This is a genomic window from Limnohabitans sp. (assembly GCF_017848645.1).
Classification (GTDB): Bacteria; Pseudomonadota; Gammaproteobacteria; order Burkholderiales; family Burkholderiaceae_C; genus Limnohabitans_A.
In genome coordinates this window covers 41363-64873 of sequence record NZ_JAFEIF010000074.1, presented here as the reverse complement: position 1 = coordinate 64873, position 23511 = coordinate 41363, and the positions used below count along the sequence as shown (strand labels likewise).

21 protein-coding genes and 4 tRNA genes are annotated in these 23511 nt (G+C 61.1%); 9 read left to right on the top strand and 16 right to left on the bottom strand.

Going from position 1 to position 23511, the window contains the following annotated elements:
• The first annotated feature begins 35 nt into the window (after positions 1–35).
• The 3 genes from ppc to QZ190_RS15890 all read left to right on the top strand — a co-directional run bounded on the left by ppc (position 36) and on the right by QZ190_RS15890 (position 6175).
• The gene (gene ppc / locus QZ190_RS15900) at positions 36–2888 is read left to right on the top strand and encodes a phosphoenolpyruvate carboxylase (protein WP_291918294.1); all 2853 of its coding nucleotides are present in this window, start codon (positions 36–38) and stop codon (positions 2886–2888) included.
• A 214-nt stretch (positions 2889–3102) separates the two neighbouring features.
• Positions 3103–4740, top strand: a complete 1638-nt coding sequence (locus QZ190_RS15895) for a DUF1800 domain-containing protein (RefSeq protein WP_291918257.1) — start codon at positions 3103–3105, stop codon at positions 4738–4740.
• A gap of 7 nt (positions 4741–4747) precedes the next feature.
• Positions 4748–6175, top strand: coding sequence for a DUF1501 domain-containing protein (locus QZ190_RS15890; RefSeq protein ID WP_291918254.1), 1428 nt, complete (start codon positions 4748–4750; stop codon positions 6173–6175).
• A 97-nt stretch (positions 6176–6272) separates the two neighbouring features.
• On the opposite strand, the gene QZ190_RS15885 is transcribed toward QZ190_RS15890, so the two are convergent.
• From QZ190_RS15885 to hrpA, 3 genes are read right to left on the bottom strand one after another with little or no spacing between them, the layout of a single operon-like run.
• Positions 6273–6587: a HigA family addiction module antitoxin gene (locus tag QZ190_RS15885; protein WP_291918251.1), complete on the bottom strand. Its 315-nt coding sequence runs from the start codon at positions 6585–6587 to the stop codon at positions 6273–6275.
• 6 nt (positions 6588–6593) lie between these two features.
• Positions 6594–6875 carry a type II toxin-antitoxin system RelE/ParE family toxin gene (locus QZ190_RS15880; RefSeq protein ID WP_291918248.1) on the bottom strand — a complete coding sequence of 94 codons (282 nt, stop codon included), beginning with the start codon at positions 6873–6875 and terminating at the stop codon, positions 6594–6596.
• Between the two features lie 60 nt (positions 6876–6935).
• Positions 6936–10910: an ATP-dependent RNA helicase HrpA gene (gene hrpA, locus QZ190_RS15875; RefSeq protein WP_291918245.1), complete on the bottom strand. Its 3975-nt coding sequence runs from the start codon at positions 10908–10910 to the stop codon at positions 6936–6938.
• A gap of 102 nt (positions 10911–11012) precedes the next feature.
• Here hrpA and argA point away from each other — a divergent pair, with 102 nt between their 5' ends.
• Entirely contained in the window at positions 11013–12359 is a 1347-nt protein-coding gene (argA, locus tag QZ190_RS15870; protein ID WP_090139223.1) for an amino-acid N-acetyltransferase, read from the top strand.
• Here argA and QZ190_RS15865 read toward each other — a convergent pair whose 3' ends face one another.
• The 4 genes from QZ190_RS15865 to QZ190_RS15850 form a co-directional block, all read right to left on the bottom strand.
• Positions 12360–12668, bottom strand: coding sequence for a 2Fe-2S iron-sulfur cluster binding domain-containing protein (locus tag QZ190_RS15865; RefSeq protein WP_291918238.1), 309 nt, complete (start codon positions 12666–12668; stop codon positions 12360–12362). It abuts the gene before it with no gap.
• On the bottom strand, positions 12665–13717 hold the full coding sequence (locus QZ190_RS15860; protein WP_291918236.1) for an aromatic ring-hydroxylating dioxygenase subunit alpha: 1053 nt from the start codon (positions 13715–13717) through the stop codon (positions 12665–12667). The genes QZ190_RS15865 and QZ190_RS15860 overlap by 4 nt, the downstream gene beginning before the upstream one ends.
• Before the next feature lie 117 nt (positions 13718–13834).
• Entirely contained in the window at positions 13835–14401 is a 567-nt protein-coding gene (locus QZ190_RS15855; RefSeq protein ID WP_291918233.1) for a restriction endonuclease, read from the bottom strand.
• 64 nt (positions 14402–14465) lie between these two features.
• A complete protein-coding gene (locus QZ190_RS15850; protein WP_291918231.1) occupies positions 14466–15290 on the bottom strand; it encodes a TauD/TfdA family dioxygenase in 825 nt (274 codons plus the stop codon).
• 119 nt (positions 15291–15409) lie between these two features.
• On the opposite strand from QZ190_RS15850, the gene QZ190_RS15845 reads away from it, so the two are divergent.
• The 4 genes from QZ190_RS15845 to QZ190_RS15830 all read left to right on the top strand — a co-directional run bounded on the left by QZ190_RS15845 (position 15410) and on the right by QZ190_RS15830 (position 18217).
• Positions 15410–16378 carry a tripartite tricarboxylate transporter substrate binding protein gene (locus QZ190_RS15845; RefSeq protein ID WP_291918228.1) on the top strand — a complete coding sequence of 323 codons (969 nt, stop codon included), beginning with the start codon at positions 15410–15412 and terminating at the stop codon, positions 16376–16378.
• The gene (gene rraA, locus QZ190_RS15840; RefSeq protein WP_367114247.1) at positions 16362–16934 is read left to right on the top strand and encodes a ribonuclease E activity regulator RraA; all 573 of its coding nucleotides are present in this window, start codon (positions 16362–16364) and stop codon (positions 16932–16934) included. The genes QZ190_RS15845 and rraA overlap by 17 nt, the downstream gene beginning before the upstream one ends.
• A gap of 40 nt (positions 16935–16974) precedes the next feature.
• Positions 16975–17895: an ornithine cyclodeaminase family protein gene (locus QZ190_RS15835; RefSeq protein ID WP_291918222.1), complete on the top strand. Its 921-nt coding sequence runs from the start codon at positions 16975–16977 to the stop codon at positions 17893–17895.
• 100 nt (positions 17896–17995) lie between these two features.
• Positions 17996–18217, top strand: coding sequence for a hypothetical protein (locus tag QZ190_RS15830; RefSeq protein WP_291918220.1), 222 nt, complete (start codon positions 17996–17998; stop codon positions 18215–18217).
• On the opposite strand, the gene QZ190_RS15825 is transcribed toward QZ190_RS15830, so the two are convergent.
• Complete coding sequence (locus tag QZ190_RS15825) at positions 18214–18681, bottom strand: hypothetical protein (RefSeq protein WP_291918217.1); 468 nt, start codon at positions 18679–18681, stop codon at positions 18214–18216. The genes QZ190_RS15830 and QZ190_RS15825 overlap by 4 nt on opposite strands.
• Positions 18682–18923: 242 nt before the next feature.
• Between QZ190_RS15825 and QZ190_RS15820 the strand changes: the two genes are divergently transcribed.
• Complete coding sequence (locus QZ190_RS15820) at positions 18924–20105, top strand: FAD-binding oxidoreductase (RefSeq protein ID WP_291918215.1); 1182 nt, start codon at positions 18924–18926, stop codon at positions 20103–20105.
• 2 nt (positions 20106–20107) lie between these two features.
• On the opposite strand, the gene QZ190_RS15815 is transcribed toward QZ190_RS15820, so the two are convergent.
• From QZ190_RS15815 to gltX, 8 genes are all read right to left on the bottom strand, one after another.
• The gene (locus QZ190_RS15815; RefSeq protein WP_291918213.1) at positions 20108–20473 is read right to left on the bottom strand and encodes a hypothetical protein; all 366 of its coding nucleotides are present in this window, start codon (positions 20471–20473) and stop codon (positions 20108–20110) included.
• A 5-nt stretch (positions 20474–20478) separates the two neighbouring features.
• Positions 20479–20847: a glutaredoxin domain-containing protein gene (locus QZ190_RS15810; RefSeq protein WP_291918210.1), complete on the bottom strand. Its 369-nt coding sequence runs from the start codon at positions 20845–20847 to the stop codon at positions 20479–20481.
• A 110-nt stretch (positions 20848–20957) separates the two neighbouring features.
• Positions 20958–21034: transfer RNA gene (locus tag QZ190_RS15805), tRNA-Pro, on the bottom strand.
• 35 nt (positions 21035–21069) lie between these two features.
• Positions 21070–21531: a MerR family transcriptional regulator gene (locus tag QZ190_RS15800; protein ID WP_291918208.1), complete on the bottom strand. Its 462-nt coding sequence runs from the start codon at positions 21529–21531 to the stop codon at positions 21070–21072.
• Positions 21532–21704: 173 nt separating this feature from the next.
• Positions 21705–21781, bottom strand: a tRNA-Asp gene (locus tag QZ190_RS15795).
• Between the two features lie 56 nt (positions 21782–21837).
• Positions 21838–21913, bottom strand: a tRNA-Glu gene (locus tag QZ190_RS15790).
• A gap of 38 nt (positions 21914–21951) precedes the next feature.
• Positions 21952–22027 (bottom strand) — tRNA-Ala (locus QZ190_RS15785).
• Between the two features lie 88 nt (positions 22028–22115).
• A complete protein-coding gene (gltX, locus tag QZ190_RS15780) occupies positions 22116–23510 on the bottom strand; it encodes a glutamate--tRNA ligase (RefSeq protein WP_291918205.1) in 1395 nt (464 codons plus the stop codon).
• Position 23511 lies beyond the last annotated feature (1 nt).

Genomic DNA, 23511 nt, shown 5'->3' with positions numbered 1-23511 from the left:
ACACGCACTTTCGCATCCCCAGCCACAAGCACACCATGAAACAGGCCGCCCCAGACCACGCCTTGCCCACCTCCTCCCCCAACGCGAGCAGCACCCGCGAAAAACGCGACAGCGAGCGCCCCTTGGTCGAGGACATCCGCTTGCTGGGCCGCATTCTGGGCGATGTGATCCGGGTGCAAGAAGGCCCAGAGGCCTACGAGCTGGTCGAGCAAATCCGCAAACTCTCGGTGGCCTTCAGGCGCGATGCCGACCACGAAGCCGACAAGGCCCTGAAAAAACTGCTCAAAAGCCTGAGCGGCGAACGCGCCGTGAGCGTGATCCGCGCCTTCACCTACTTCAGTCACCTGGCCAATCTGGCCGAGGACCGCCACCACATCCGACGCCGCGCCATCCACGAGCGGGCGGGCCACACGCAAGAAGGCAGCATCGACGTGGCGTTGCAGCGCCTGCGCTGGGCGGGCATCACGCCGCGCAGCATCTCGGACATGCTGGCCACCAGCTATGTCTCGCCCGTGCTCACAGCCCACCCCACCGAGGTGCAGCGCAAAAGCATCCTGGACGCCGAGCGCGACATCGCCCACCTGCTGACCGAGCGCGACGCCATCAAGGCCCGCGCCGCCGCCGTGAACGCCGCCAAAGACGCGCTCAGCCCCAAAGAGCTGGCCGCCAACGAGCTGCAAATGCGCGCCCGCGTGATGCAGCTGTGGCAAACCCGTTTGCTGCGCTTCACCAAACTCACCGTGGCCGACGAGATCGAAAACGCGCTGAGCTACTACGAAGCCACCTTTTTGCGCGAGATCCCCAAGCTCTATGCCGAGCTGGAACACGCCCTGCCCGGCCAGCCGATTGCCAGCTTTTTGCGCATGGGCCAGTGGATTGGCGGCGACCGCGACGGCAACCCCAACGTGACCGCCCCCACGCTCGAACACGCCCTGACCCGCCAAAGCGATGTGGCCCTGCGCCACTACCTGACCGAAGTGCATTTTTTGGGCAGCGAGCTGTCGCTGTCGGCCATGCTGGTGCCCTTTGGCCCCGAGATGCTGGCCCTGGCCGAGCGCTCGCCTGACACCAACGAACACCGCCAGGACGAGCCCTACCGCCGGGCGCTCACGGGCATGTATGCGCGCTTGGCCGCCAGCCTGAAAAAACTCACAGGCGGTGACGCCGCCCGCCACGCCGTGGCCCCGCAAAACCCCTATGCCACGCCCGAAGAGTTCTTGGCCGATTTGCGTGTGATCGAGGCATCCCTGCGCAGCCACCACGCCGAAGCCCTGGCCGCCCAGCGCCTGCACCCGCTGATCCGCGCCGTGGAGGTGTTTGGCTTCCATCTGGCCACGGTGGACCTGCGCCAAAGCTCGGACCAACACGAAGCCGTGGTGGCCGAACTGCTGACCACCGCACGCGTGGAAAAAAAGTATCCCCAACTCGACGAACATGCCAAACAAGCGCTGCTGCTGGGCTTGTTGAACGACGCCCGCCCATTGCGTGTGCCAGGGGCTGACTACAGCGCCCACACGGTTTCCGAGCTGGCCATTTTTGACACCGCGCAACGCATGCTGCGCAGCTTCGGTCGGCAGGCCATTCGCCACTACATCATCAGCCACACCGAAAGCGTGAGTGACCTGCTGGAAGTGCTGCTGCTGCAAAAAGAAGTGGGCCTGCTGCGCGGCACGCTGGACGCACAAGCGCACAACGACCTGATCGTGGTGCCGCTGTTCGAGACGATTGAGGACCTGCGCAACGCCGCGCCCATCATGCGCGACTTCTATGCCCTGCCCGGCGTGGCCGCACTGATTGCGCGCTCGGGCGGCGAGCAAGACATCATGCTGGGCTACTCCGACAGCAACAAAGACGGCGGCATCTTCACCAGCAACTGGGAGCTGTACCGCGCCGAAATCGCCTTGGTGGAACTGTTCGACAAACTCCAAAGCAGCCACGGCATCACCTTGCGCATGTTCCACGGCCGGGGCGGCACCGTGGGCCGGGGCGGCGGCCCCAGCTACCAGGCCATCCTGGCCCAGCCGCCGGGCACCGTGCGCGGGCAAATCCGCCTGACCGAACAAGGCGAAGTCATCGGCTCCAAATACGCCAACCCCGAAATCGGCCGCCGCAACCTCGAAACCCTGGTCGCCGCCACGTTGGAAGCCACCTTGCTGCAACCCACCAAGCCCGCCACCCGGGCCTTTCTGGACGCAGCGGCCGAGCTGTCAGAGGCCAGCATGGGCGCCTACCGCGCCCTGGTGTACGAGACCCCCGGCTTCACCGACTACTTTTTTGGTGCCACCCCGCTCAAGGAACTGACCCAGCTGAACATCGGCTCGCGCCCCGCCTCGCGCAAGGCCCTGCAAAAAATCGAAGACCTGCGGGCCATCCCCTGGGGCTTCAGCTGGGGCCAATGCCGCCTGACCCTGCCCGGCTGGCTGGGCTTTGGCTCGGCGGTGGCGGCCTTTTTGGACAAGCCCGATGCGGCCGAGCGCAAAGCCGCACTCGCCTTGCTGCAAAAGATGTACCGCCAATGGCCGTTTTTCCGCACCCTGCTGTCCAACATGGACATGGTGCTGGCCAAAAGCGATTTGGCCCTGGCCTCCAGATACGCCGAACTGGTGGGCGACGCCCGCCTGCGCAAAAAAATCTTCACCGCCATCGAAGCCGAATGGCACCGCACGGCCGACGCGCTCACGCAAATCACGGGCGAGAAAAACCGCCTGGCCAGCAACCCTGCGCTCGACCGGTCCATCCGCCACCGCTTCCCCTACATCGACCCGCTGCACCACCTGCAAGTCGAGCTGATCCGCCGCTACCGCGCTGGCCTGGCCGACGAGCGCGTGCAGCGCGGCATCCACATCAGCATCAACGGGATTGCGGCGGGGCTGCGCAACACGGGTTGAGTGCAGCGAGCCCCGGCCCTGCATCAACGCCATGGTCTGCTGACGAGGCAGCAGACCATCGTTATTACAAAATAACTAAAATCAAGTGATCATGTCATCATGAACACCTATGAATTCCGCCCCACCCGTCACCCCAACTTTTGGCGCAGCAACTTGCAGCCCAACGCCATCAGAGGCACTGACTCAGTCTGTTGAGTCAACGGACGCTTCGAGCTTGGCCGCTCACACCCTCAAGAGCACCCCCTTGGCTGCGGGCGGCATGCTCTTGGCAGCGTGCGGAGGAGGCGGCGGCTCCAGTGGAAGTGGAAGTGGGACCAGTCCTGGACCCGCGCCGACCGACGCAGAGGCTGCCCGCTTCCTGGGCCAAGCGGGGTTTTCTGCATCGGCCGAATTGATTGCAGCGGTCAAAACCTCGGGCTTTGCCAATTGGTTGGATTCGCAATTGGCACTGCCTGTGCAAGACGTCTCGCGCTACGACTGGATGGTCGCCAACGGCTATGCCGTAGATGCCAACCGGACAAACTTCACGGGGGCTGATAACGCCATTTGGCTCAAGCTCATGAGCAGCCCCGACCCCGTTCGGCAGCGCATGACGCTGGCCTTGTCCGAGATTTTTGTGGTGTCCATGCAAGGTTTGCCCATCGAATGGCGAGGCCTGTGCATCGCCCACTACGCCGATTTGCTGGAGAAAAATGCCTTTGGCACCTACAGACAGCTTCTGCAAGATGTGACGCTCAGCGTGGGCATGGGCAGTTACCTGAACATGTTGGGCAACCGCAAGGAAGACACACGCACCGGTCGAGTGCCCGACGAGAACTATGCCCGCGAGGTCATGCAGTTGTTCAGCATCGGCTTGGTGCAACTGGGCAGCGACGGCGCGCCGCGCCTGAGCAACGGCCAACCCGTCGACAGTTACTCGCCGCAAGACATCAGCCAACTGGCCAGCGTGTTCACCGGGTGGGAACGCGATCGCGTGGATGCGACGGATTACGCGCACGTCACCCGCCCCATGAAGCACAACGCCGCCAACTTCCAATCCGGCGACAAGTCCGTTTTGGGCACCGCCATCACGGGGTCACTCAGTGGCCCACAAGCGCTGACCCTGGCCTTGGACACCTTGGCCAATCACCCCAACGTGGGGCCATTCATTGGGCGTCAACTCATCCAGCGCTTCACCATGAGCCACCCCAGCCCCGCTTATGTGGGCCGTGTTGCAGCCGTCTTCAACAACAACGGGCGCGGCGTGCGCGGGGACTTGAAAGCCACCTTGCGCGCCGTTTTGCTCGACCCTGAAGCACGCGCCATACCCTCGGGCAACGCCTCGGGCCGCCTGCGTGAGCCGGTGCAGCGTTTTGTGCAATGGGGGCGAACCTTCGGCGTCACCAGCACCTCAGGTCGCTGGCCCATCGGTGACACCAGCGACCCTGGCAACCGCTTGGGCCAAAGCCCCTGGCGCAGCCCATCGGTGTTCAATTTCTTTCGCCCAGGCTATGTTCCGCCGGGCCATGAATTGGCCGCCAACCAGATCACAGCCCCCGAGTTTCAGCTGGTCAACGAAAGCACCGTCGCGGGTTACCTCAACTTCATGCAATCGGTCATCGGCAATGGCATCTCCAGTGGTGATGTCAGCGCCAATTACGCCCACGAGCTGAGCCTTGCGCTGGACCCGCCCAAGCTCTTGGCGCACCTGAATTTGCGCCTGGCGGCAGACGCCATCCACCCCACGACGTTGACTGAATTGAGCACCGCCGTCGCCACCATCAGCGCATCCACGGCAACAGGCCAACTCAACCGCGTGAAAGCGGCCATCTTGTTGGTGATGGCCGCCCCTGAGTACCTGATCCAGAAATAAGCCCCCCATGAAACTCAATCGACTGCCTGAATTACAGCGCCGTGAATTCTTGCGGCGCTCCGCACAAATGGGCTTGGCAGGCATGGCTGCGCCATGGGCCTTGAACCTTGCCGCCCTGGGTGAAGCCGCCGCAGCCGATGCCCGAGGCGGCTACAAAGCGCTGGTTTGTGTCTTTTTGAACGGTGGCAACGACAACGGCCGCACCTTGCTGCCCGTTGACGCGGCGGACCACGCCTATTTGGCCAGCTTGCGCGGCGGCACCACCGACCTCGGCGGCTTGGTGGCCCCACGGGCCAGCCTGGCCGCCACCAGCTTGTCACCCAGAGTGCCCCTGACAGGCCCCGGTGTGAACGGAACGAAACTGGCCATGGCGGCAGAACTGTTGCCGCTCAAGCCCTTGTTTGACACCGGCAAACTGGGCTGGCTGCTCAATGTGGGCACCCTCATGGAGCCCACCACCAAAGCGCAATACCTGGCCAAGTCCGTGCGCTTGCCACCCAAGCTGTTCAGCCACAACGACCAGCAATCGTTTTGGCAAAGCAGTGGTGTTGAGGGGGCCACAAAAGGCTGGGGCGGCGCGATTGGCGACCTCTTTTTGTCCAGCAACGCCACCAGCACCTTCACCTGCATCAACGCCAGTGGCAACGCGGTGTTCTTGATGGGCAACCAGGCCGTCCAATACCAAATCAGCAACAGTGGCGCGGTGCCCGTCAACGGGGTGGTCTCGAATTTGTTTGGGTCTGCCCAATGCAGCAAAGCCCTGAACAACATGATCACCGCGCCCCGCACGCACTGGATGGAGGCCGAACTCAACCGCGTGGCTTCACGCTCCATCACCGCCCAAGCCACCGTCAAGGCCGCATTGGGCAATGCCAATGCCTTGCCGTTTTCAGCCACCTTCGACACCACCCAAAGCCTGGGACGCCAATTGCAAATGGTCGCCCGACTGATTGCGGGGCGCAGCACACTGGGCGCACAGCGACAAGTTTTCTTTGTCAGCATCGGTGGATTTGACAACCACGATTTCTTGCTCACTCAGCACCCAGGCCTGCTCAGCCAACTGGCCAATGGCTTGAGCGCCTTCCAGTCCGCCATGACCGAGTTGGGCCTGTCAGAAAATGTCACCACCTTCACGGCCAGCGACTTTGGCCGCACGCTCAGCAGCAACGGCGATGGCAGCGACCACGGCTGGGGATCCCACCACCTGATCATGGGCGGCGCCGTTCGCGGTCAGCGCTTTTGGGGCAAGTGGCCCTTGCTGGCCCACAATGGCCCGAACGACGTGGGTCAGGGGCGCTTGATTCCCACCAGCAGCGTCGACCAACTGGGGTCCACCTTGGCCCAATGGATGGGGGTCAGCCCCACCGAGGTCAGCAACCTGTTCCCCAACATCAACCGCTTCGACCAAACCGACTTGGGATTTTTCAGTCTATGAGACTGCGGTGTCGATAAGGTTGCGCTTGCGGCTTCAGCGCGGTCAGGCGCTGGATGACGCGGGCGGGGATGTAGCATCGACCAGATCAAGGTATCGCTCAGGCACTCGCCAATAAGCGCACATCTTTCAAGCTGTCTTTCATTTGAATTTGCGCGACTTTCAGGTCATACGCAGATTGCAGGTTAAGCCAGTATTGAGGCGTTTGACCCAGTGCACGACCAAGGCGCAACGCCAACTCGGCCGTAACCGGGCGATCACCTTTGAGTAAATGCGATACACGCATGGCGGATACCCCAATGGCTTCGGCGAATGCAACTTGGGTCATGGCAAGGTCTTGCAGTGTCTCCTGCAAGAACACGCCTGGGTGGATAGCAGGAAGACCATCCACAAGATTTTTGGCAGTCATCTTCATCACTCCTCAGTGGTAGTCCACAATTTCAACGTCATGCGCATGCCCAAGCTCAAACCTGAAACACAAGCGCCAACGGTCATTGACACGAATGCTCCATTTGCCAGCCAAATCTCCGGTCAACGCCTCCAAACGGTTGGAAGGCGGCATGCGCAAGTCATCGATTTCAACCGCTGCATGAAGTTGAGCAAGGCGCATCACCGCCCGCTTGAGGATCTCGGGTGGCAGACGGCGCGATTTGCCCGTCGCAAACAGGCGCTTGGTTTCGTCGCTGGCAAAGCTTTCGATCATGCTCCAATTATAAACAATTTGTTTATTTCAAGCGATACATGAGGAAATTCAACCGCCCCTTCAATGATTCAACTGCCCCCAAGCCTTCTCCAGCCGCTTGATGCTGACCGGCTGCGGTGTGCGCAGCTCTTGCGCGAAGAAGCTCACGCGCAGTTCTTCCAGTAGCCAGCGGAACTCCAGCATGCGAGCGTCTTGCGCGCCTTTGCGTTCGGCCACCAGGCGCCAGTAGCGTTGTTCTTGGGGTTTGAGCTCAGCCAGGCGCTGGGCGTCGCGGGCGGGGTCGGCGCGGTATTTATCCAGGCGCAGGGTCACGGCCTTGAGGTAACGGGCGCAGTGCTGCAGCTGCGGCCAAGGGGTGGCGGCCATGAAGTTTTTGGGCATCAGGCGTTGCAGTTGCTGGGTGCAGTCTGCCGTTGCGTCGGGCGCGTTTTTGGTGTCCTTGATCTTGCGGGTGGCCGCGCCAAACTCCAGCAAGATGGTGCCCGCCAGCCGGGCCACTTCGTTGGCAATCAGGGTGAGGCGGCCCCGACCTTCTTCGATGCGGCGCTTGAAGGTGGCTTCGTCGTTGGGCAGCGGGTCCAGCAAAAAGGCGCGGTCCAGCGCCACGTCGATGATCTGGGTTTTCAGCTCGTCGGCTGTGCCGAGCGGCATGTAGGCCACGGCCATTTTTTGCAGGTCGGGGATGTTTTTCTCAAGGTACTTGAGCGCGTCTTTGATCTGCAGCGCAAACAGGCGGCGCAAGCCAGCGCGGTTTTTGCTGGCGGCCACGTCGGGCTCGTCAAACACTTCGATGGTCACGGCGTCTTGCACGTCCACCAGCGCGGGAAAGCCGATCAGGGTCTGGCCGCCTTTGCTGATTTCCATCAGCTCGGGCAGTTCCCCGAAGGTCCAGGTGGTGTAGCGCTGGGGGGCCAGGGGTTTGGGGGCTGCGGCGGCTTTGGCCGAGGCGGGTGCGCGTTGGCTGGATGGCCGCGCTTCACTCGCATTGACCGGAGAGTGGTCCGCATTGTTTTGAAGTGAGTTCGCAGGTAATGGACTGGCGGCGACTTTCAGCTGCGCCAGCGCCTGAAACGCACCTCGCGCTTTGGCACCCAGCTCGCCCTTGAGCGCACCCAGGTTGCGGCCCATGCCCAGCTGGCGGCCGTGCTCGTCCACCACCAGCAGGTTCATGAACAAATGCGGGCTGAGCATCTCGTGTTTGAAGTCGGTGCGCTTGATGTCGAGGCTGGTTTCGTCACGGGCTTTTTTGAGCAGCACGTCGGTCAGCGAGCCGCTGCCAAAAAGCTCAGGCACCGACAACTCGGCGGCCAAGCGTGTGGCCGATTCGGGCAGGGGCACAAAGCGGCTGCGCGGGCGTTGCGGCAGGCTTTTGAGCAGGGCCTGAATTTTGTCTTTGAGCAGGCCTGGCACCAGCCATTCGCAGCGGTCTTCGCTGACTTGGTTGAGCACAAACAGTGGGACAGTCACCGTGACGCCATCACGGGCGTCGCCCGGTTGGTGCAGATAAGTGGCCGTGCAATCGGTACCGCCCAGGCGGATGTGTTTGGGGAAGGCCTGCGTGGTGATGCCAGCGGCTTCGTGGCGCATCAGCTCTTCGCGCGTCAGCATCAGCAGGCGCGGTTGCTTGGCACTCTCATGCCGGTACCAGTCTTCCAGCAGGCGGCCGCTGCACACTTCGGGGGGGATCTGCTGGTCGTAAAAGGCGTAGATCAGCTCGTCGTCCACCAGCACGTCTTGGCGGCGCGACTTGTGTTCCAGCTCTTCGACCTTGGCGATCATCTTGTGGTTGGCGGCCAGGAAAGGCAGCTTGGTCTCCCACTGGTCACCCACCAGGGCTTCGCGGATGAAGATGACGCGTGCGCCGTGCAGGTCCACCCGGCTGTAGGCCGTGCGCCGCCCGCTGTAGACCACCAGGCCATAGAGCGTGGCGCGTTCCAGCGCCACCACTTCGGCGGATTTCTTTTCCCAATGCGGGTCGAGCACTTGTTTGCGCAGCAGGTGCGCGCCAACTTGTTCCAGCCACTGCGGCTCGATGGCGGCAATGCCCCGGCCAAACAGGCGCGTGGTCTCCACCAGTTCGGCCACCACAATCCAACGGCCCGGCTTTTTGCTCAAGTGTGCGCCGGGATGTTTGTGGAACTTGATGCCGCGTGCGCCCAGATAGGCTTCTTCGTCTTCGAGTTTGTAGCCCACGTTGCCCAGCAGACCTGCCAGCATGGACAGGTGCAATTGCTCATAACTCGCAGGCTGCGTGTTGATGCGCCACTTGTGTTCGGCCACCACGGTGAGCAGCTGGGTGTGCGTGTCCCGCCACTCGCGCACACGGCGGATGTTGATGAAGTTCTGGCGGAGCAGCTGTTCGTATTGGCGGTTGCTCAGCTTGTGCTGCGGCGCTTCTTTAATCGGGGTCAGATCCCGATTGTTTTGACCCGCAGAAGCAGCTGAATTTAATTGGGATCTGACCCCAATTGTTTTAGTGGGGCCACCCCGGGCGTCGTGAATCCATTTCCACAGCTTCAGGTAACCGGTGAACTCGCTTTTGTCGTCGTCGAACTTGGCGTGTTGCTGGTCGGCCTGAGCTTGCGCGTCCATGGGGCGGTCGCGCACGTCTTGCACGCTCATGGCGCTGGCAATGACCAGCACTTCTTCCAAGGCGTTGCGGTGACGCGCTTCCAGAATCATGCGGCCCACACGCGGGTCCAGCGGCAGGCGGGCCAGCTCTTGGCCGATGGGGGTCAGTTCGTTGTCGTCGTCCACCGCGCCCAGCTCGGCCAGCAGTTGGTAGCCGTCGGTGATGGCACGTTTGGACGGCGCTTCGATGAATGGAAAGTCTTCCACCACGCCCAGGTGCAGGCTCTTCATGCGCAAGATCACGCCCGCCAAGGACGAGCGCAAGATTTCCGGATCGGTGAAGCGCGGGCGACCCGCAAAGTCTTTGTCGTCGTACAGGCGGATGCAAATGCCGTTGGCCACACGGCCGCAACGGCCCGCACGCTGGTTGGCCGCCGCCTGGCTGATGGGCTCGACCAGCAGCTGCTCGACCTTGCTGCGCAAGCTGTAGCGCTTGACGCGGGCCGTGCCCGCGTCGATCACATAACGAATGCCGGGTACCGTGAGCGAAGTTTCGGCCACGTTGGTGGCCAACACGATGCGGCGGCCGTTGGACGCTTCAAAAATCTGGTCTTGCTCGGCCTGCGACAGGCGGGCAAACAAAGGCAAAACTTCGGCACCCCGCGTGAGTGGCTGGTGCGCCAAGTGCTTGCGCAGGTGGTCGGCGGCTTCGCGGATCTCGCGCTCGCCGGGCAAAAAGATCAGGATGTCGCCCGCTGCCCCGCCTTGCCAGAGTTCGTCCACCGCATCGGCCATAGCCTCGTTCAGGCCATAGTCACGCGACTCTTCAAACGGGCGGTAACGCTGCTCCACCGGGAAGGTGCGGCCGGACACCATGATGACCGGGGCCGGACCGTTGCGCGAGGCAAAGTGCTTGGCAAAGCGGTCCGCGTCGATGGTGGCCGAGGTGACCACGATTTTGAGGTCCGGGCGGCGCGGCAAGATCTGGCGCAGGTAGCCCAGCAAGAAGTCGATGTTCAGGCTGCGTTCGTGCGCCTCGTCGATGATGATGGTGTCGTAGGCCTGCAGCAGCGGGTCGGTCTGGGTTTCGGCCAGCAAAATGCCGTCGGTCATGAGCTTGACCGAGGCGTTTTTGGAGAGCCGATCCTGGAAGCGCACCTTGAAACCCACCACCTCGCCCAGCGGCGTTTTGAGCTCTTCGGCAATCCGCTTGGCCACCGAGCTGGCCGCAATGCGCCGGGGCTGGGTGTGGCCGATCATGCGGGCCCGTTCGCCCGGCTTGGCGTTGAGCTTGCCGCGCCCCAGCATCAGCGCAATTTTGGGCAGCTGCGTGGTTTTGCCCGAGCCGGTTTCACCGCACACGATGATGACCTGGTGCTGGTCCATGGCGGCCATGATTTCGTCACGGCGGGCCGAGACAGGCAGGCCTTCGGGGAAGTCGATTTGGAGGGGGGTGTCAGACAAGGCGAAAACTTCTGTGAAAATCAAGGCAAGAACAGCGGGGGATTATCCCAGTCCCGCGCACCCTGCCACTTTCGCAGCCCTTTCACCGCACCTTCGCCGCCCATGTCCACAGTCTTCAACTTCACCTTCGTGCCCTGGTTCCGCTCGGTCGCGCCTTACATCCACATGCACCGGGGCAAGACCTTTGTGGTGGGCATTGCGGGTGAGGCGATTGCGGCGGGCAAGCTGCACAACCTGGCGCAAGACTTGGCGCTCATCCAGAGCATGGGCGTCAAGATCGTGCTGGTGCACGGCTTTCGCCCGCAGGTGAACGAGCAACTGGCGGCCAAGGGCCACACCCCCAAGTACTCGCACGGCATCCGCATCACCGACAGCGTGGCGCTCGACTGCGCCCAAGAGGCCGCGGGTCAACTGCGTTACGAGATCGAAGCCGCCTTCAGCCAGGGCTTGCCCAACACGCCCATGGCGGGCTCCACGGTGAGGGTGATTTCGGGCAACTTCATCACCGCACGGCCCGTGGGCATTGTGGACGGGGTGGACTTCATCCACTCGGGCCTGGTGCGCAAGGTCGATGTCGACGGCATCATGCGAACCCTCGACATGGGCGCGATGGTGCTGCTCTCGCCCTTTGGCTTCTCGCCCACCGGCGAGGCCTTCAACCTGACCATGGAAGAAGTGGCCACCAGCGTGGCGGCCGAGTTGCAAGCCGACAAACTGATTTTTGTGACCGAGATCCCGGGCATCCGCATGCAGCCCAGTGAGCCGGCCAGCGAAGACAACCCGATCGACACCGAGCTACCCCTGGCTGCGGCCAAGCAGTTGCTCGCCTCGCTGCCCACGCCCACCGAGCCGACCGACATCGGCTTTTACCTGCAGCACTGCGTCAAAGCTTGCGAAGAAGGCGTGGAGCGCTCGCACATCCTGCCCTTTGCGGTGGATGGCGCTTTGCTGCTGGAAATTTATGTGCACGACGGCATTGGCACCATGGTGGTGGACGAAAAGCTCGAAGAGCTGCGCGAAGCCACGTCCGACGACGTGGGCGGCATCTTGCAGCTGATCGAGCCGTTTGAGAAAGACGGCACCTTGGTCAAGCGTGACCGCACCGAGATCGAGCGCGACATCGACCACTACACCATCATTGACCACGACGGCGTGATCTTTGCCTGCGCCGCGCTCTACCCCTACCCCGAAGCCAAAACGGCCGAGATGGCGGCACTCACCGTGTCGCCCCAGTCACAAGGTCAGGGCGATGGCGAAAAGGTGCTCAAGCGCATCGAGCAACGCGCCCGCGCCATGGGCCTCAAGAGCATCTTTGTACTGACCACCCGCACCATGCACTGGTTCATCAAACGCGGCTTTGCGCAGGTGGATCCGGACTGGCTGCCCGAGGCCCGCAAGCGCAAATACAACTGGGACCGCAAGAGCCAGGTCTTGGTCAAAAAGCTCTGATCACAAATCCAGCACCAGACGCGCCGTCTGGCTGCGCGAGCAGCAGATCAGCATCTGTGTGTTGGCCTCTTGCTCCTCGGGGGTGAGGAACATGTCCCAGTGGTCCGGCGTGCCCGCGATCACCTGGGTCAGGCAGGTGCCACACACGCCTTGCGAGCAGGAAAAAGGCACTTCGTGGCCCGCGTCCTGCAGCGCGCTCAGGATGCTTTGCTCTTTGCCCACCTTCAAGGTCTGGCCACTTTTTTGCAAGTGGACTTCGAAGCTGCCGTCGGCGTCGATGGGGGTTTGGGTCAGGTCGGGTGTGTTCATGCGGTGATCTCGGAAGAATTTTCTTGGGCCAATAAACGCTCGATGATGCGGCGCGACTGCACGCCGCCCGAGTCGATGTTGAGCATCAAAAGTTTACGCTCGGGCCATTGGCTGATGTTGGCTTGCTGCAATTGCAGCATCTCCATGTCTTCGTTGAAGATGCCGCCTTGGCCCGCACGGATTTTGTCGGTCAGCGCCGCGTCTTCGGGCTTGAACTGGCGCGCCATGCCCCAGTGGTACCAGTGCGAGGTCTCGGTCTCGGGGGTGATGAAGTCCACCACCACGCTGTAGGCTTTGACTTCGGGTGGCGCATCAAAACCGCCGTGTCCTGCCAGCGCCACGCCCACGTCGATCATGATGTGGGTGGGCGGCGTGAAGCGGCAAATTTGCCAGCGGTCCACCTTGGCCTGGGGGTCCAGGCCATTAGCGCTCATGGCCATTTGCCAAAAGGGTGGTGCCTGAATGCCCGTCATGTGGCGCTGCAAAATGACCTGGTCACCTGTCACCGTGGTGGTGCAAGGTGTCTCGTCGATCTCGGGCTGGCCGATGCTGTTGGCGTGCACATAGGTCTCGTGCGTCAGGTCCATCAGGTTGTCGATCATCAGGCGGTAATCGGCCTTGACGTGGTACAGACCGCCGCCATAAGCCCAGGCCGGGTTGTCGAAGAACTCGAACACCGGCATCTTGGCCTCGTCGGCTTGGGCCTGGTCACCCGGCCACACCCAGACAAAACCATAGCGCTCGACCACGGCAAACGCCTTGATGGCCGGAAAACCGCGCACGCGCTGGCCGGGCATCTGCACGGTTTTGCCATCGGTGCCCATTTCCAGGCCGTGGTAGCCGCACTGCAAATGGCCTTTGCACACCCTGCCCAGCGACAAGGGCGCACCCCGGTGTGGGCAAAAGTCTTCAACAGCAGCGACCTTGCCGTCCGGACCTCTGAAGAAGGCCATTTTTTCGTTGCAGATGGTGCGGCCCAGGGGCTTATCGCCCAGGGCTTCGAGTTCGGCCTCGGTGCAGGCCACGTACCAGGTGTTTCGGATGAACATGCTTCAACCTCTATGGCGAATGAGTGGTGTGCCCGGCGTGGTCGAGCTTTGAGGATTTTGCTTGTGTTTCCAAATACCAGGGAGCTGGCAGCCAAAACCGAACCGCATGACTGGCGCTCACAAGGCCTTGACCTCTTCGTCCACCAGGATCACCAAATCTGCACCCGTGATCAAGGTGATGCGGTTTTCTGCGGCGTATTCCTCGGCTTTGGTGCTCACTTGCCCCAAGCTGATGCAAACGCTGTTGCTGGCCTCCAAGGCATCACGGCGGGCCACCAGTTCGCGCAGCGGCTCCAGGCCCATGGCGGCCGCTTTCCAGCGTTTGGCACTGACCACGGTGCGCACGCCCTTTTTTTCAAGCAACATGTCGGCCGCGCCTGTGAGCTGTGTGACGGTGTAGCCTTGGCGGGTGAAGGCGGAGTCCAGCACCACCGAGAAATCACGCCAGCTCATGCCGCCGAGGTTTTGCAAGCCCTTTTCCACCAGCGCTGGACTGGGCAAATTGCGCTGTCGCCACAGGGCCATGCAACCGATCACAAAGAACGGAAAGCCCCCCAACATGCCCACGCCCTTGTACTGCTCGGGCAACAAGGCCCCGGCCACCACAGCGATCACAGCCACCAACACAAAGCTGATCCACCACGGAGAGCGCAGCAGCACCGCAAACAATGATTTCTCAGACATCTTGAATTTCACACGCACTCCCTGTCGATTAAAAAAGCGACCTGCATGGCCGCCTGGCGCATTATCAAACGGGTGTGTCGCCCGCCAAGGTGATGCGGTGCATCACCCGACGAAAACCGTGGTAATCGTTGACCGGGTTGTGCTGGGTGCAACGGTTGTCCCACACCGCCAGTGAGTGGGCCTGCCAGACAAAGCGGCAGGTGAACTCGGGCTTGACCTGGTGCTGAAACAGGAAGTTCAGGATGGGCGTGCTTTCGGCTTCGGTCATGCCCACAATGCCCGAGGTGTGGGCCACATTGACATAAAGGGCTTTGCGACCAGTTTCGGGGTGCGTGCGCACCAGCGGGTGGTGGGCCAGGTATTCCTTGGGAGCGTTGTCCTTGCCGTCACTTTTGATGCGGTCTTCACGGGTTTTGGAGACGTCGGCTTTGGCCGAGCTGCTGATGCCCACCAAGCCGTCAAGCAGCGATTTCATGGTGTCAGACAAAGTGTCCCAAGCCAGGTACTGGTTGGCAAACAGGGTATCGCCACCGTAAGGCGGCACTTCTTTGGCCAGCAGCATCGAGCCCATGGGTGGCTGGTCCAGGTAAGTGGTGTCCGAGTGCCAAATGCCACCGAAGTTGACTTTTTCGTGCTCCAGCTTCTTGACTTCGATGACGCAAGGAAAACCGTCCAAGCCTTTGACAAAAGGGTATTCAACGGGCTGGCCAATGGTGTGAGCAAAGCGCATGAATTGATCGGGCGAGAGGTCCTGGTCACGGAAAAAAATGACCTGGTGCTGCAGCAAGGCGGCGCGTATGGCCTGTTGCACATCGGCCGTGAGAGTCTGGGTCAGATCGACCCCGTGCAGCTCGGCGCCCAAGGCACCTGCAATTTGGCGAATGATCATGCTTTCATTGTGTCACGGAGCTTGGGTAAACCCCCATGGGTTTTGTCCGCCGCGAGACAAGCGCTGCAAGCCCTTCGTGTCATTCTTGCTCTCTTGTTTTCTTGTTTACTGGAGCTGACATGCTGAACCGTCGATTGAAATTTCTCGCCTTGGCCTTGGGTCTGTTCGTGGCCCAAAACGCAGTGATGGCACAGGACTTTTTGTCCAAACCCGTGCGCATTGTGGTGCCACAAACACCGGGCGGTGCCTCGGATGCGCTGGCGCGCATCGTGGGTCAAAAGCTCAGCGAAAAATGGGGCCAGGCGGTGGTGATCGAAAACCGCGCAGGCGCTGGGGGCAACGTGGGCATGGAACATGTGGCACAAGCCGCTGCAGACGGCCACACGCTGCTGATGAGCTATGCCGGCTCACACGCCATCAACGCGGCCCTGTACAAAAAACTGCCCTTCGACCCCGAAAAAGATTTTGAACCCGTGGCCACCTTGGCCACCTTGCCCTTTGTGCTGGTGGTGCGCCCGGACTCGCCTCTCAAAAGCATCAAGGATCTGGCAGAACAAGGCCAGCGCACACCTTTGACTTTTGGCTCGGCTGGCAACGGCTCGGTCAACCATTTGTTGGGCGTCATGTTCAATGCAGCGGCCAACACCAAGCTCGAACACATTCCCTACCGGGGCGCAGCGCCTGCGATGCAAGACCTGATGGGCGGGCAGATCAACATGGTGTTCACCAGTTTGCCATCGGTCTCAGGGGCCATCAAAAGCGGCACGCTGCGCCCTGTTGCTGTGACCAGTGCGGTGCGTTCGGGCAACTTCCCCAACATCCCCAGCATTGCCGAGTCGGGTTTCAAAGAGTTTGACGTGTCCCCTTGGTTCGGTCTGTTTGCTCCGGCCAAAACCCCGGCTGCTGTGGTGCGCCGCATCAACCAGGATGTGCAAGAGGTGCTCAAGAACAAGGAGGTGATCGAGCGCTTCAATGCGCAAGGCGCCGATGTGCTGATCACCCAACCTGCCGAATTTGCCGGCATGCTGAAAAGAGACTTGGCCAAATGGGCCGTGGTCGTCAAGGCGTCGGGTGCCCAGATTGACTGAGGTGCTTGGGCCGGTTCCCAAAACCACCGACCTGTGCGATGCCTGCGATGCGGCACTGGCTTGTGCATTGCCCTTTCATGGCTTCGGTATGCGCCGCGCCTTTACCGGCCCCATCCGCACCCTGCGCTGTCACGAGGACATAGGCTTGATGCGTGACACCATCACACAGCCTGGCCATGGCCATGTGCTGGTCATTGACGGCGGGGGATCTCTGTCGCGGGCCCTGTTTGGCGATGTGATGGCTGCAGCCGCTTCACGCAATGGGTGGGCAGGCTTGGTGATCCATGGCGTGATCCGCGATGCCGATGAGATCAATGGCATGGACGTGGGTGTGAAAGCGCTGGGGACCGTGCCCAAACGGGGCGAGCGGACTGGCGCAGGCGAGTTGGATGTGCCAGTAAGTTTTGGGGGCATGACGTTTTTGCCAGGACACCATGTGGTGGCGGATGCCGATGGCGTGATCATGTTGCCCTGGGGCCTGACGGCCGCAGACATTCAGGTCACCGATGTGGTGGCCGCAACGGCTTTGTACGGCCAAGGCAGCAGCGCAACCTGAAGGATGCCGCCCCGCTTGACCGTCCCTCAGGAGCAACCCCATGGTTCATTACTTTGACGAAGCCCGTGTTCAGCAATTGCTGAGCGTGCCCGATTTGCTGCAAGGCGTGCGTGAGGCCCTGGTGGCCCTGACGCTGGGCCAAGTGGTGCAGCCGCTGCGCATGGTCATGCCCATTGGCGAGGCAAGCAACGATGGCCTGCTGTTTTTGAAGCCCGCGCAGCTGGGCGATGCCCTGAGCACCAAGCTCATCACCTTGGTGCCGGGCAACGCGCAAAAGGGTTTGCCCACACTGCTGAGCACCATCGTGCTGATGGACCCGGCCACGGGCCAAACGCTGGCCGTGATGGAGGGCAACACCATCACCGCGATGCGCACGGCAGCGGCCTCTGCCGTGGCGGCCGACGCGCTGGTGCCGCGCACACCAAAGGTGGTGGCCATGCTGGGCAGCGGTGTGCTGGCCCGCAGCCACGCGCAAATGCTGCGTGCCGTGCGCGAGGTGTCCGAGATTCGGGTGTGGAGCCCCAACCCCGCCAACGCCCAACTGTGCGCACAAGACATCGGCGGCGTGGCCTGCGCCAGCGCGGAAGCCGCCGTGCGCGGGGCAGACATCGTGTGCACCGTGACCAATGCGAGTGAGCCGGTGCTGCAAGGCGCCTGGCTCAAGCCTGGTGCCTTTGTGGCGGCTGTGGGTGCCCCCCGTCCCACCTGGCGCGAATTAGACGACGCGGCCATGGCCCACTGGGTGGTGGCCGATCAGCGCGAGGCGGCCGAAAAAGAGTCAGGCGATGTGCTGCTGTCGGGTGCGCAGGTTGCCGCCGAGATTGGCGAGATTTTGTGCGGGCGGGTGGCTGCGCCACCCGCGGGCACCACCATCGTTTTCAAATCGCTGGGCCAGGCCGTGGAAGACACGGTGGCGGCAAGGCTGGTGTACCGCGCCGCCATGGCCGAACTGGGCGCATGATAGCCAGACAGCCAATGCAGCCCTGAAAGCGCCACACTGCGCCAACAGCTCAAGTTCAGGGCTCTGGTGTCGATTCTTCATAAATCGCTCCATCAAACCCATGTTGACCATCACCAAATCGCCTGAAAAATTCGACATCCCTGTTCGGCACAGGTATGTGTTTCATGGCATGGACATCGGGGACAGCTTGTTCTTTGACGATTTCAAACTGGCTGAAAACGCCCGCATTGCGGCCATTCAGTACGTCAAAAGGAACCGGCTGAGCTGGAAATTCGGCATCCGCAAGATGCACGATGGCTGGCGCATCTTCCGGATGGTTTAACGGCCCGAGCAAGTGGTGATGTTGCAAGGGCAGTCGTAAATGTCACCCACAATCGTGGTCAAGTACCGGGAGCTGCCCATGTCCGTGCCTTCACGCAAGATGATTTCCTGGTTGGCCGTGACGTAGGCATTTTCAATGTTGTCCACCTCGGAGTGGTGCACCACCGTGACCCATTTGCCCCCCATCATGTGGGCCCGGTTTTTGAACAAGTTCAATGCCGATGTGAAGTCGGTGTTGGTGCGGATGCGGTAGCGTTTGATGAGTGAGCAGCTGTTCACCGTGGCATAGACCTGCGAGCCCACAATGACCGATCGGGATTGAGGCGTCTCTTGGTACAAGATGTCTGGTTGAACCAAGGTCGCATCACGGTAAGAAGGTCCAGTAGTCGCCACGCGCATGTCAACTGTGGCGCACCCGGAAAGTACCACGGCACACAAAATGCCGATGAGAGAAGTTTTTGTCATGATGTCCAAGGCGTTAAGGTGAAGTCAAGCCATTGCAAATTTGCAGAGCGATTGTTTTTATTATCACTTTTGTCATTTGCACCTGTCCATGAGGCCCCATGTAACATCCGTAACTTGTTGACTTTGGGATCCATTTGCAAGCCGATGCGCGCGCCCGAGATCACGCACACAAGCATTGCAACTGACGTACCGTCCTTTCGCGCTCGCTGAGCGCACCACACCTCCAACGAAAAGATCACCTCATGAGCACTCCCCAAGCATTGACCGATGTGGTGATTGTGGGCAGCGGCGTGATGGGCGCGGCCACGGCCTATTGGTTGACCCGATTGCAGCCTGGACTGCGCGTCACGCTGGTTGAGTCGGACACGCGTTACGAAAAAGCCTCCTCATCGCTGTCGGCCAGCTCGATTCGCCAGCAGTTCACCTGCCCCGTCAACATCCGCCTGAGCCAGTACGGCATCGCTTTTTTGCGCGAAGCCGAGCAACACCTGGGCTTACCCGACCACCCGGTGGTGCTGGGCTTGCAAGAACCTGGCTACTTGTATTTGGCCCAACCTGAACAAGTGACCGCATTGCACACCGCGCACCAGATTCAAAAACAGGCTGGAGCAGATGTAGCCTTACTCGGCCCCGAGGCCCTGCGCCAGCGCTACCCATGGCTCAACGTGGACGATGTGGCCTTGGGCAGCCTGGGCCTGAGCGGCGAGGGCTGGTTTGACGGCCCTGCCCTGCACCAGGCGTTCTTGAAAAAAGCCATGGCGCAAGGCGTGCAGCGCCTGCACGATCGCGTGGTGGGCCTGGAGCACACCGACACGCACATCAGCGCGGTGCGGCTGGCCAGTGGTGGCAGCTTGCCCTGTGGCCAAGTGGTCAATGCAGCGGGACCTTGGGCCGGTGAAGTGGCCGGAATGGCCGGGGTACAGCTGCCCATTGAAGCGGCGCGGCGCACGGTGTTTGTGCTGTCTTGCCCCGAGCCGCTGCCGCAATGCCCCTTGCTCATCGACCCGAGCGGCTGGTGGCTGCGGCCTGAGGGGCGGTTTTTGATCAGTGGCGCAGAGCCCCAACACACCGAGCCTGGCCTGCCGCTGGAGCCCGACTGGGCTGAGTGGAACGATGAACAATGGGCCTCTCTGGCGCACCGCATCCCGGCGCTGGCAGCCCTGCGGGTGGAGCGGGCCTGGGCGGGTTATTACGAGATGAACACCTTCGATCACAACGCCGTGATTGGCCCGCATCCTGAGCTTGGCAACCTGTATTTCATCAACGGATTTTCAGGGCACGGCATGCAACATGCGGCAGGCGCTGGTTTGGCGCTGGCCGAGTGGATGCTGCAAGGAAAGTCTCGAAGCATTGACGTTGCTGAGCTGGGATTTGATCGCCTGCTGAACAACCGACCGCTGCGCGAGCTGGCGGTGATCGGCTGAGGCTAAAGGTCTTCGCGGGCTTCGATCAGCAGGCGTTGCACCACCGCGCCCCGGGTGCCTGCCACCGCGCGGATACGCAGGGCTGGGCCGGCTTCTAGTACCACGCGGCAGTGGTAATCGAGCCCATCGGTCTGGCCCGGGCAGCTGCTGGCAATGCGCCTGTGCCACTGCCGCTTGCCGTCAATTTCCAACGTCAATTCGTGCCAAGCCTGGGCATTCTCTTCGGGCACACGCACCAGCAAGCTGACATCGATGTCAAACGTGCGTGGCCGCTTCAACGCGCCGGGAATATTGAGCACGGCCACCGCATCGCCCACCTCGGTGCGCCACAACTCGGGTTTTGAATCGGGTTTTGCCCTGGACGCCATGGGCTTCAGGCTTGCAGCAAGGCCTGGAGTTCGCCGCTGTCGATCAAGCGACGCAGGTCATCGGCCCCGCCGACCAAGGTGCCGCGCACAAAGACCATTGGGAAAGTGGGCCAGCCGGTCCACATCTTCAGGGCATTGCGCAAGCGCCATTGCGAGAAATAACTGCCAAATTCGATGTACTCATGCGCCACGCCCGCTGAAGCCAGGGCTTTGCGGGCCTTGCCGACAAAAGGGTTGCCCGACAAACCCACCACCACCACGGCGTGCTGGGCAATGGCATGTTGCACCCGCTCGATCACGGGCAGGTGGTGGTCGGCAATGCGTTGGCGGATGGCAGGATGGATGGCCGATTCGGCCAGTATGGGTCTATTCATGGGTTCACTTGGGTGGTTTGGACAAGGACACGCAGTATCCGGAGGGCTGGCAAACCATGAAAAACGGGTTACAACCTTGTGAGTTGTAACCCGTTGATTTCAATGATAAATGGTCGGCGTGGCGGGATTCGAACTCGCGACCCCTTGCACCCCATGCAAGTGCGCTACCAGGCTGCGCTACACGCCGACAAGACTTGAATTATAGCCTGAAACCAGGCTCATTCAGACCGAGAGAAGCGCGCGAATTTGCAAAAGCTCTTGGTGCACCGACCAGTCCGATTCCAAACCTGGACGCGTTGGCCGATGCGTGTCGATGTCGTCGGTGACATCCTCATGCGTCAAATCCACCGAAGCCTCAATTTCATCGCTGTTGTCCTCCAGCATCTCATCCAAAAACGCACCCGAGCGCATGAGCTGACGCTCGCTCTGGGTCAACTCCAGCAATTTGTTGCGTGCCCCACTGATGGTGAAGCCCTGGTCGTACAAGAGGCCGCGTATTCTGCGGATCATCATCACTTCGTGTCGTTGGTAATAACGGCGGTTACCTCGACGCTTGACCGGACGCAGTTGCGTGAACTCCTGCTCCCAATAGCGCAAAACGTGTGGCTTGACGCCACACAGCTCGCCCACCTCACCAATGGTGAAGTAGCGTTTGGCTGGGATGGCGGGAAGCAAACTGTCCATGGCTGACAAGGAGTTATCTGAAAAACATTGGAGCTTACTGCAAGTGTGTTCACCTCGTCCAGCCCTCATTGGGGCTGGCGCATGCACAACCGAAGGTTGGGGCCAGCAAGAGCCCGGAAACCGGACGCTAAAACAAAAAAGCCTAAGTAGAAATCTACTTAGGCTTTTCATTTTGGCGGAGTGGACGGGACTCGAACCCGCGACCCCCGGCGTGACAGGCCGGTATTCTAACCAACTGAACTACCACTCCTGGTAGCTGTAACTTTTGTCAGGCTGCTTGTGCAACTGACCAAGTGCTACAAAACTTGGCGACCCTACGGGGATTCGAACCCCGGTACTCACCGTGAAAGGGTGATGTCCTAGGCCTCTAGACGATAGGGTCATAACCTGGACTGATTCTTTCGAATCTTCTCGACACTTTGGTGGAGGTAAGCGGGATCGAACCGCTGACCTCTTGCATGCCATGCAAGCGCTCTCCCAGCTGAGCTATACCCCCTTTGGCTTCACTTTCAAAAAACAACGTTACCGCTGTTTTCTTTTTGTTTTGCCTCGTTGGTGTCGAGACTTGAATTATAGACAGGTTTTCAAGCGTTTTTCAAGCTCGCAACAATTTTTTCTCTTTGGCTCAAAAAAAGTACCGCGTCAAGAGAAGGGGTCTGCGCCGTGCCCATCACCAAGACGCGCACGGGCATGGCCAGTTGGGGCATCTTGAGGCCGGTTTCAGTCAACGTGGCCTTGATGGCAGCGGCAATGGAGGGCTTGTCCCACACGCAAGTGGCCAGCTTGTCGGCCAGCAGCGCCAAGGCGGGTTTGACAGCGTCGGTCACGTGCTGGGCTTTTTCTTCCGCATTGGGCACCACGTCCAGATAAAAAGCCGAGATCCATTGGGCCAAAACCACGAGCGTGTCGCAGCGGTCCTTGAACAAACCGCAAATGCTGGCGAGGCGCTCATCGGCCACCACCCCCAGTTTGGCCAGAAAAGGCTGAACGTGCTGGGCCAGCTCCTCGTCAGGCAAGGCCTTGAGGTGCTGGGCATTGACCCATTTGAGTTTGGCCTCGTCAAATTGAGCGGCACTGCGGCCCAGGTGGTCCAGGTTGAACCACTCGATGAATTGCGCACGGCTGAAAATTTCGTCGTCGCCGTGGCTCCAGCCCAGACGCGCCAGGTAGTTGACCATGGCGTCGGGCAAATAGCCTTCATCACGATACGCCGTGACCGCTTTGGCCCCGTTGCGCTTGCTCATCTTCTCACCCTGCTCATTGAGCACCGTGGGCAAGTGGGCGTACACCGGCGGCTCTTTGCCCAAGGCTTTGAAGATATTGATCTGGCGCGGCGTGTTGTTCACATGGTCGTCGCCACGGATCACGTGCGTGATCTGCATGTCGATGTCGTCCACCACCACGCAGAAGTTGTAGGTGGGCGTGCCGTCCGGGCGGGCAATCACCAGGTCATCGAGCTCGTCGTTGCTGATCTCGATGCGGCCTTTGACCTTGTCGTCCCAGGCCACCACGCCGCCGATCGGGTTCTTGAAGCGCAGCACGGGCTTCACACCTTCGGGAATCGCGGGCAAGGTTTTGCCCTCTGCCGGACGCCAGGTGCCGTCGTAACGGGGCTTTTCCTTGTTGGTCATCTGGCGTTCGCGCAAGGCGTCGAGTTCTGCCATGCTCATGTAGCAAGGGTAGACATGGCCCGCGGCAATCAAGTCGGCCAGCACCGCCTTGTAGCGGTCCATGCGTTGCATTTGGTAGAACGGACCTTCGTCGTGGTCCAGCCCCAACCAGGCCATGCCTTCGATGATCACGTCGACAGACGCTTGCGTAGAGCGGTCCAGGTCGGTGTCTTCGATGCGCAAAATGAAGTCGCCGCCCGTGGCGCGGGCAAAGGCCCAGGGGTACAGGGCCGAGCGGATGTTGCCCAGGTGAATGAAGCCCGTGGGCGATGGGGCAAAGCGGGTGCGCGTGTGTACAGGTGTCGTCATA

What these genes read in the sequence shown, in the direction of transcription:
- ppc (WP_291918294.1), top strand. Translation starts at nt 36, where the DNA reads ATGAAACAGGCCGCCCCAGACCACGCCTTGCCCACCTCCTCCCCCAAC.
- QZ190_RS15890 (WP_291918254.1), top strand. Translation starts at nt 4,748, where the DNA reads ATGAAACTCAATCGACTGCCTGAATTACAGCGCCGTGAATTCTTGCGG.
- QZ190_RS15885 (WP_291918251.1), bottom strand. Translation starts at nt 6,587, where the DNA reads ATGAAGATGACTGCCAAAAATCTTGTGGATGGTCTTCCTGCTATCCAC.
- QZ190_RS15880 (WP_291918248.1), bottom strand. Translation starts at nt 6,875, where the DNA reads ATGATCGAAAGCTTTGCCAGCGACGAAACCAAGCGCCTGTTTGCGACG.
- argA (WP_090139223.1), top strand. Translation starts at nt 11,013, where the DNA reads ATGTCCACAGTCTTCAACTTCACCTTCGTGCCCTGGTTCCGCTCGGTC.
- QZ190_RS15865 (WP_291918238.1), bottom strand. Translation starts at nt 12,668, where the DNA reads ATGAACACACCCGACCTGACCCAAACCCCCATCGACGCCGACGGCAGC.
- QZ190_RS15860 (WP_291918236.1), bottom strand. Translation starts at nt 13,717, where the DNA reads ATGTTCATCCGAAACACCTGGTACGTGGCCTGCACCGAGGCCGAACTC.
- QZ190_RS15855 (WP_291918233.1), bottom strand. Translation starts at nt 14,401, where the DNA reads ATGTCTGAGAAATCATTGTTTGCGGTGCTGCTGCGCTCTCCGTGGTGG.
- QZ190_RS15850 (WP_291918231.1), bottom strand. Translation starts at nt 15,290, where the DNA reads ATGATCATTCGCCAAATTGCAGGTGCCTTGGGCGCCGAGCTGCACGGG.
- QZ190_RS15845 (WP_291918228.1), top strand. Translation starts at nt 15,410, where the DNA reads ATGCTGAACCGTCGATTGAAATTTCTCGCCTTGGCCTTGGGTCTGTTC.
- QZ190_RS15835 (WP_291918222.1), top strand. Translation starts at nt 16,975, where the DNA reads ATGGTTCATTACTTTGACGAAGCCCGTGTTCAGCAATTGCTGAGCGTG.
- QZ190_RS15830 (WP_291918220.1), top strand. Translation starts at nt 17,996, where the DNA reads ATGTTGACCATCACCAAATCGCCTGAAAAATTCGACATCCCTGTTCGG.
- QZ190_RS15825 (WP_291918217.1), bottom strand. Translation starts at nt 18,681, where the DNA reads ATGACAAAAACTTCTCTCATCGGCATTTTGTGTGCCGTGGTACTTTCC.
- QZ190_RS15820 (WP_291918215.1), top strand. Translation starts at nt 18,924, where the DNA reads ATGAGCACTCCCCAAGCATTGACCGATGTGGTGATTGTGGGCAGCGGC.
- QZ190_RS15815 (WP_291918213.1), bottom strand. Translation starts at nt 20,473, where the DNA reads ATGGCGTCCAGGGCAAAACCCGATTCAAAACCCGAGTTGTGGCGCACC.
- QZ190_RS15810 (WP_291918210.1), bottom strand. Translation starts at nt 20,847, where the DNA reads ATGAATAGACCCATACTGGCCGAATCGGCCATCCATCCTGCCATCCGC.
- QZ190_RS15800 (WP_291918208.1), bottom strand. Translation starts at nt 21,531, where the DNA reads ATGGACAGTTTGCTTCCCGCCATCCCAGCCAAACGCTACTTCACCATT.
- gltX (WP_291918205.1), bottom strand. Translation starts at nt 23,510, where the DNA reads ATGACGACACCTGTACACACGCGCACCCGCTTTGCCCCATCGCCCACG.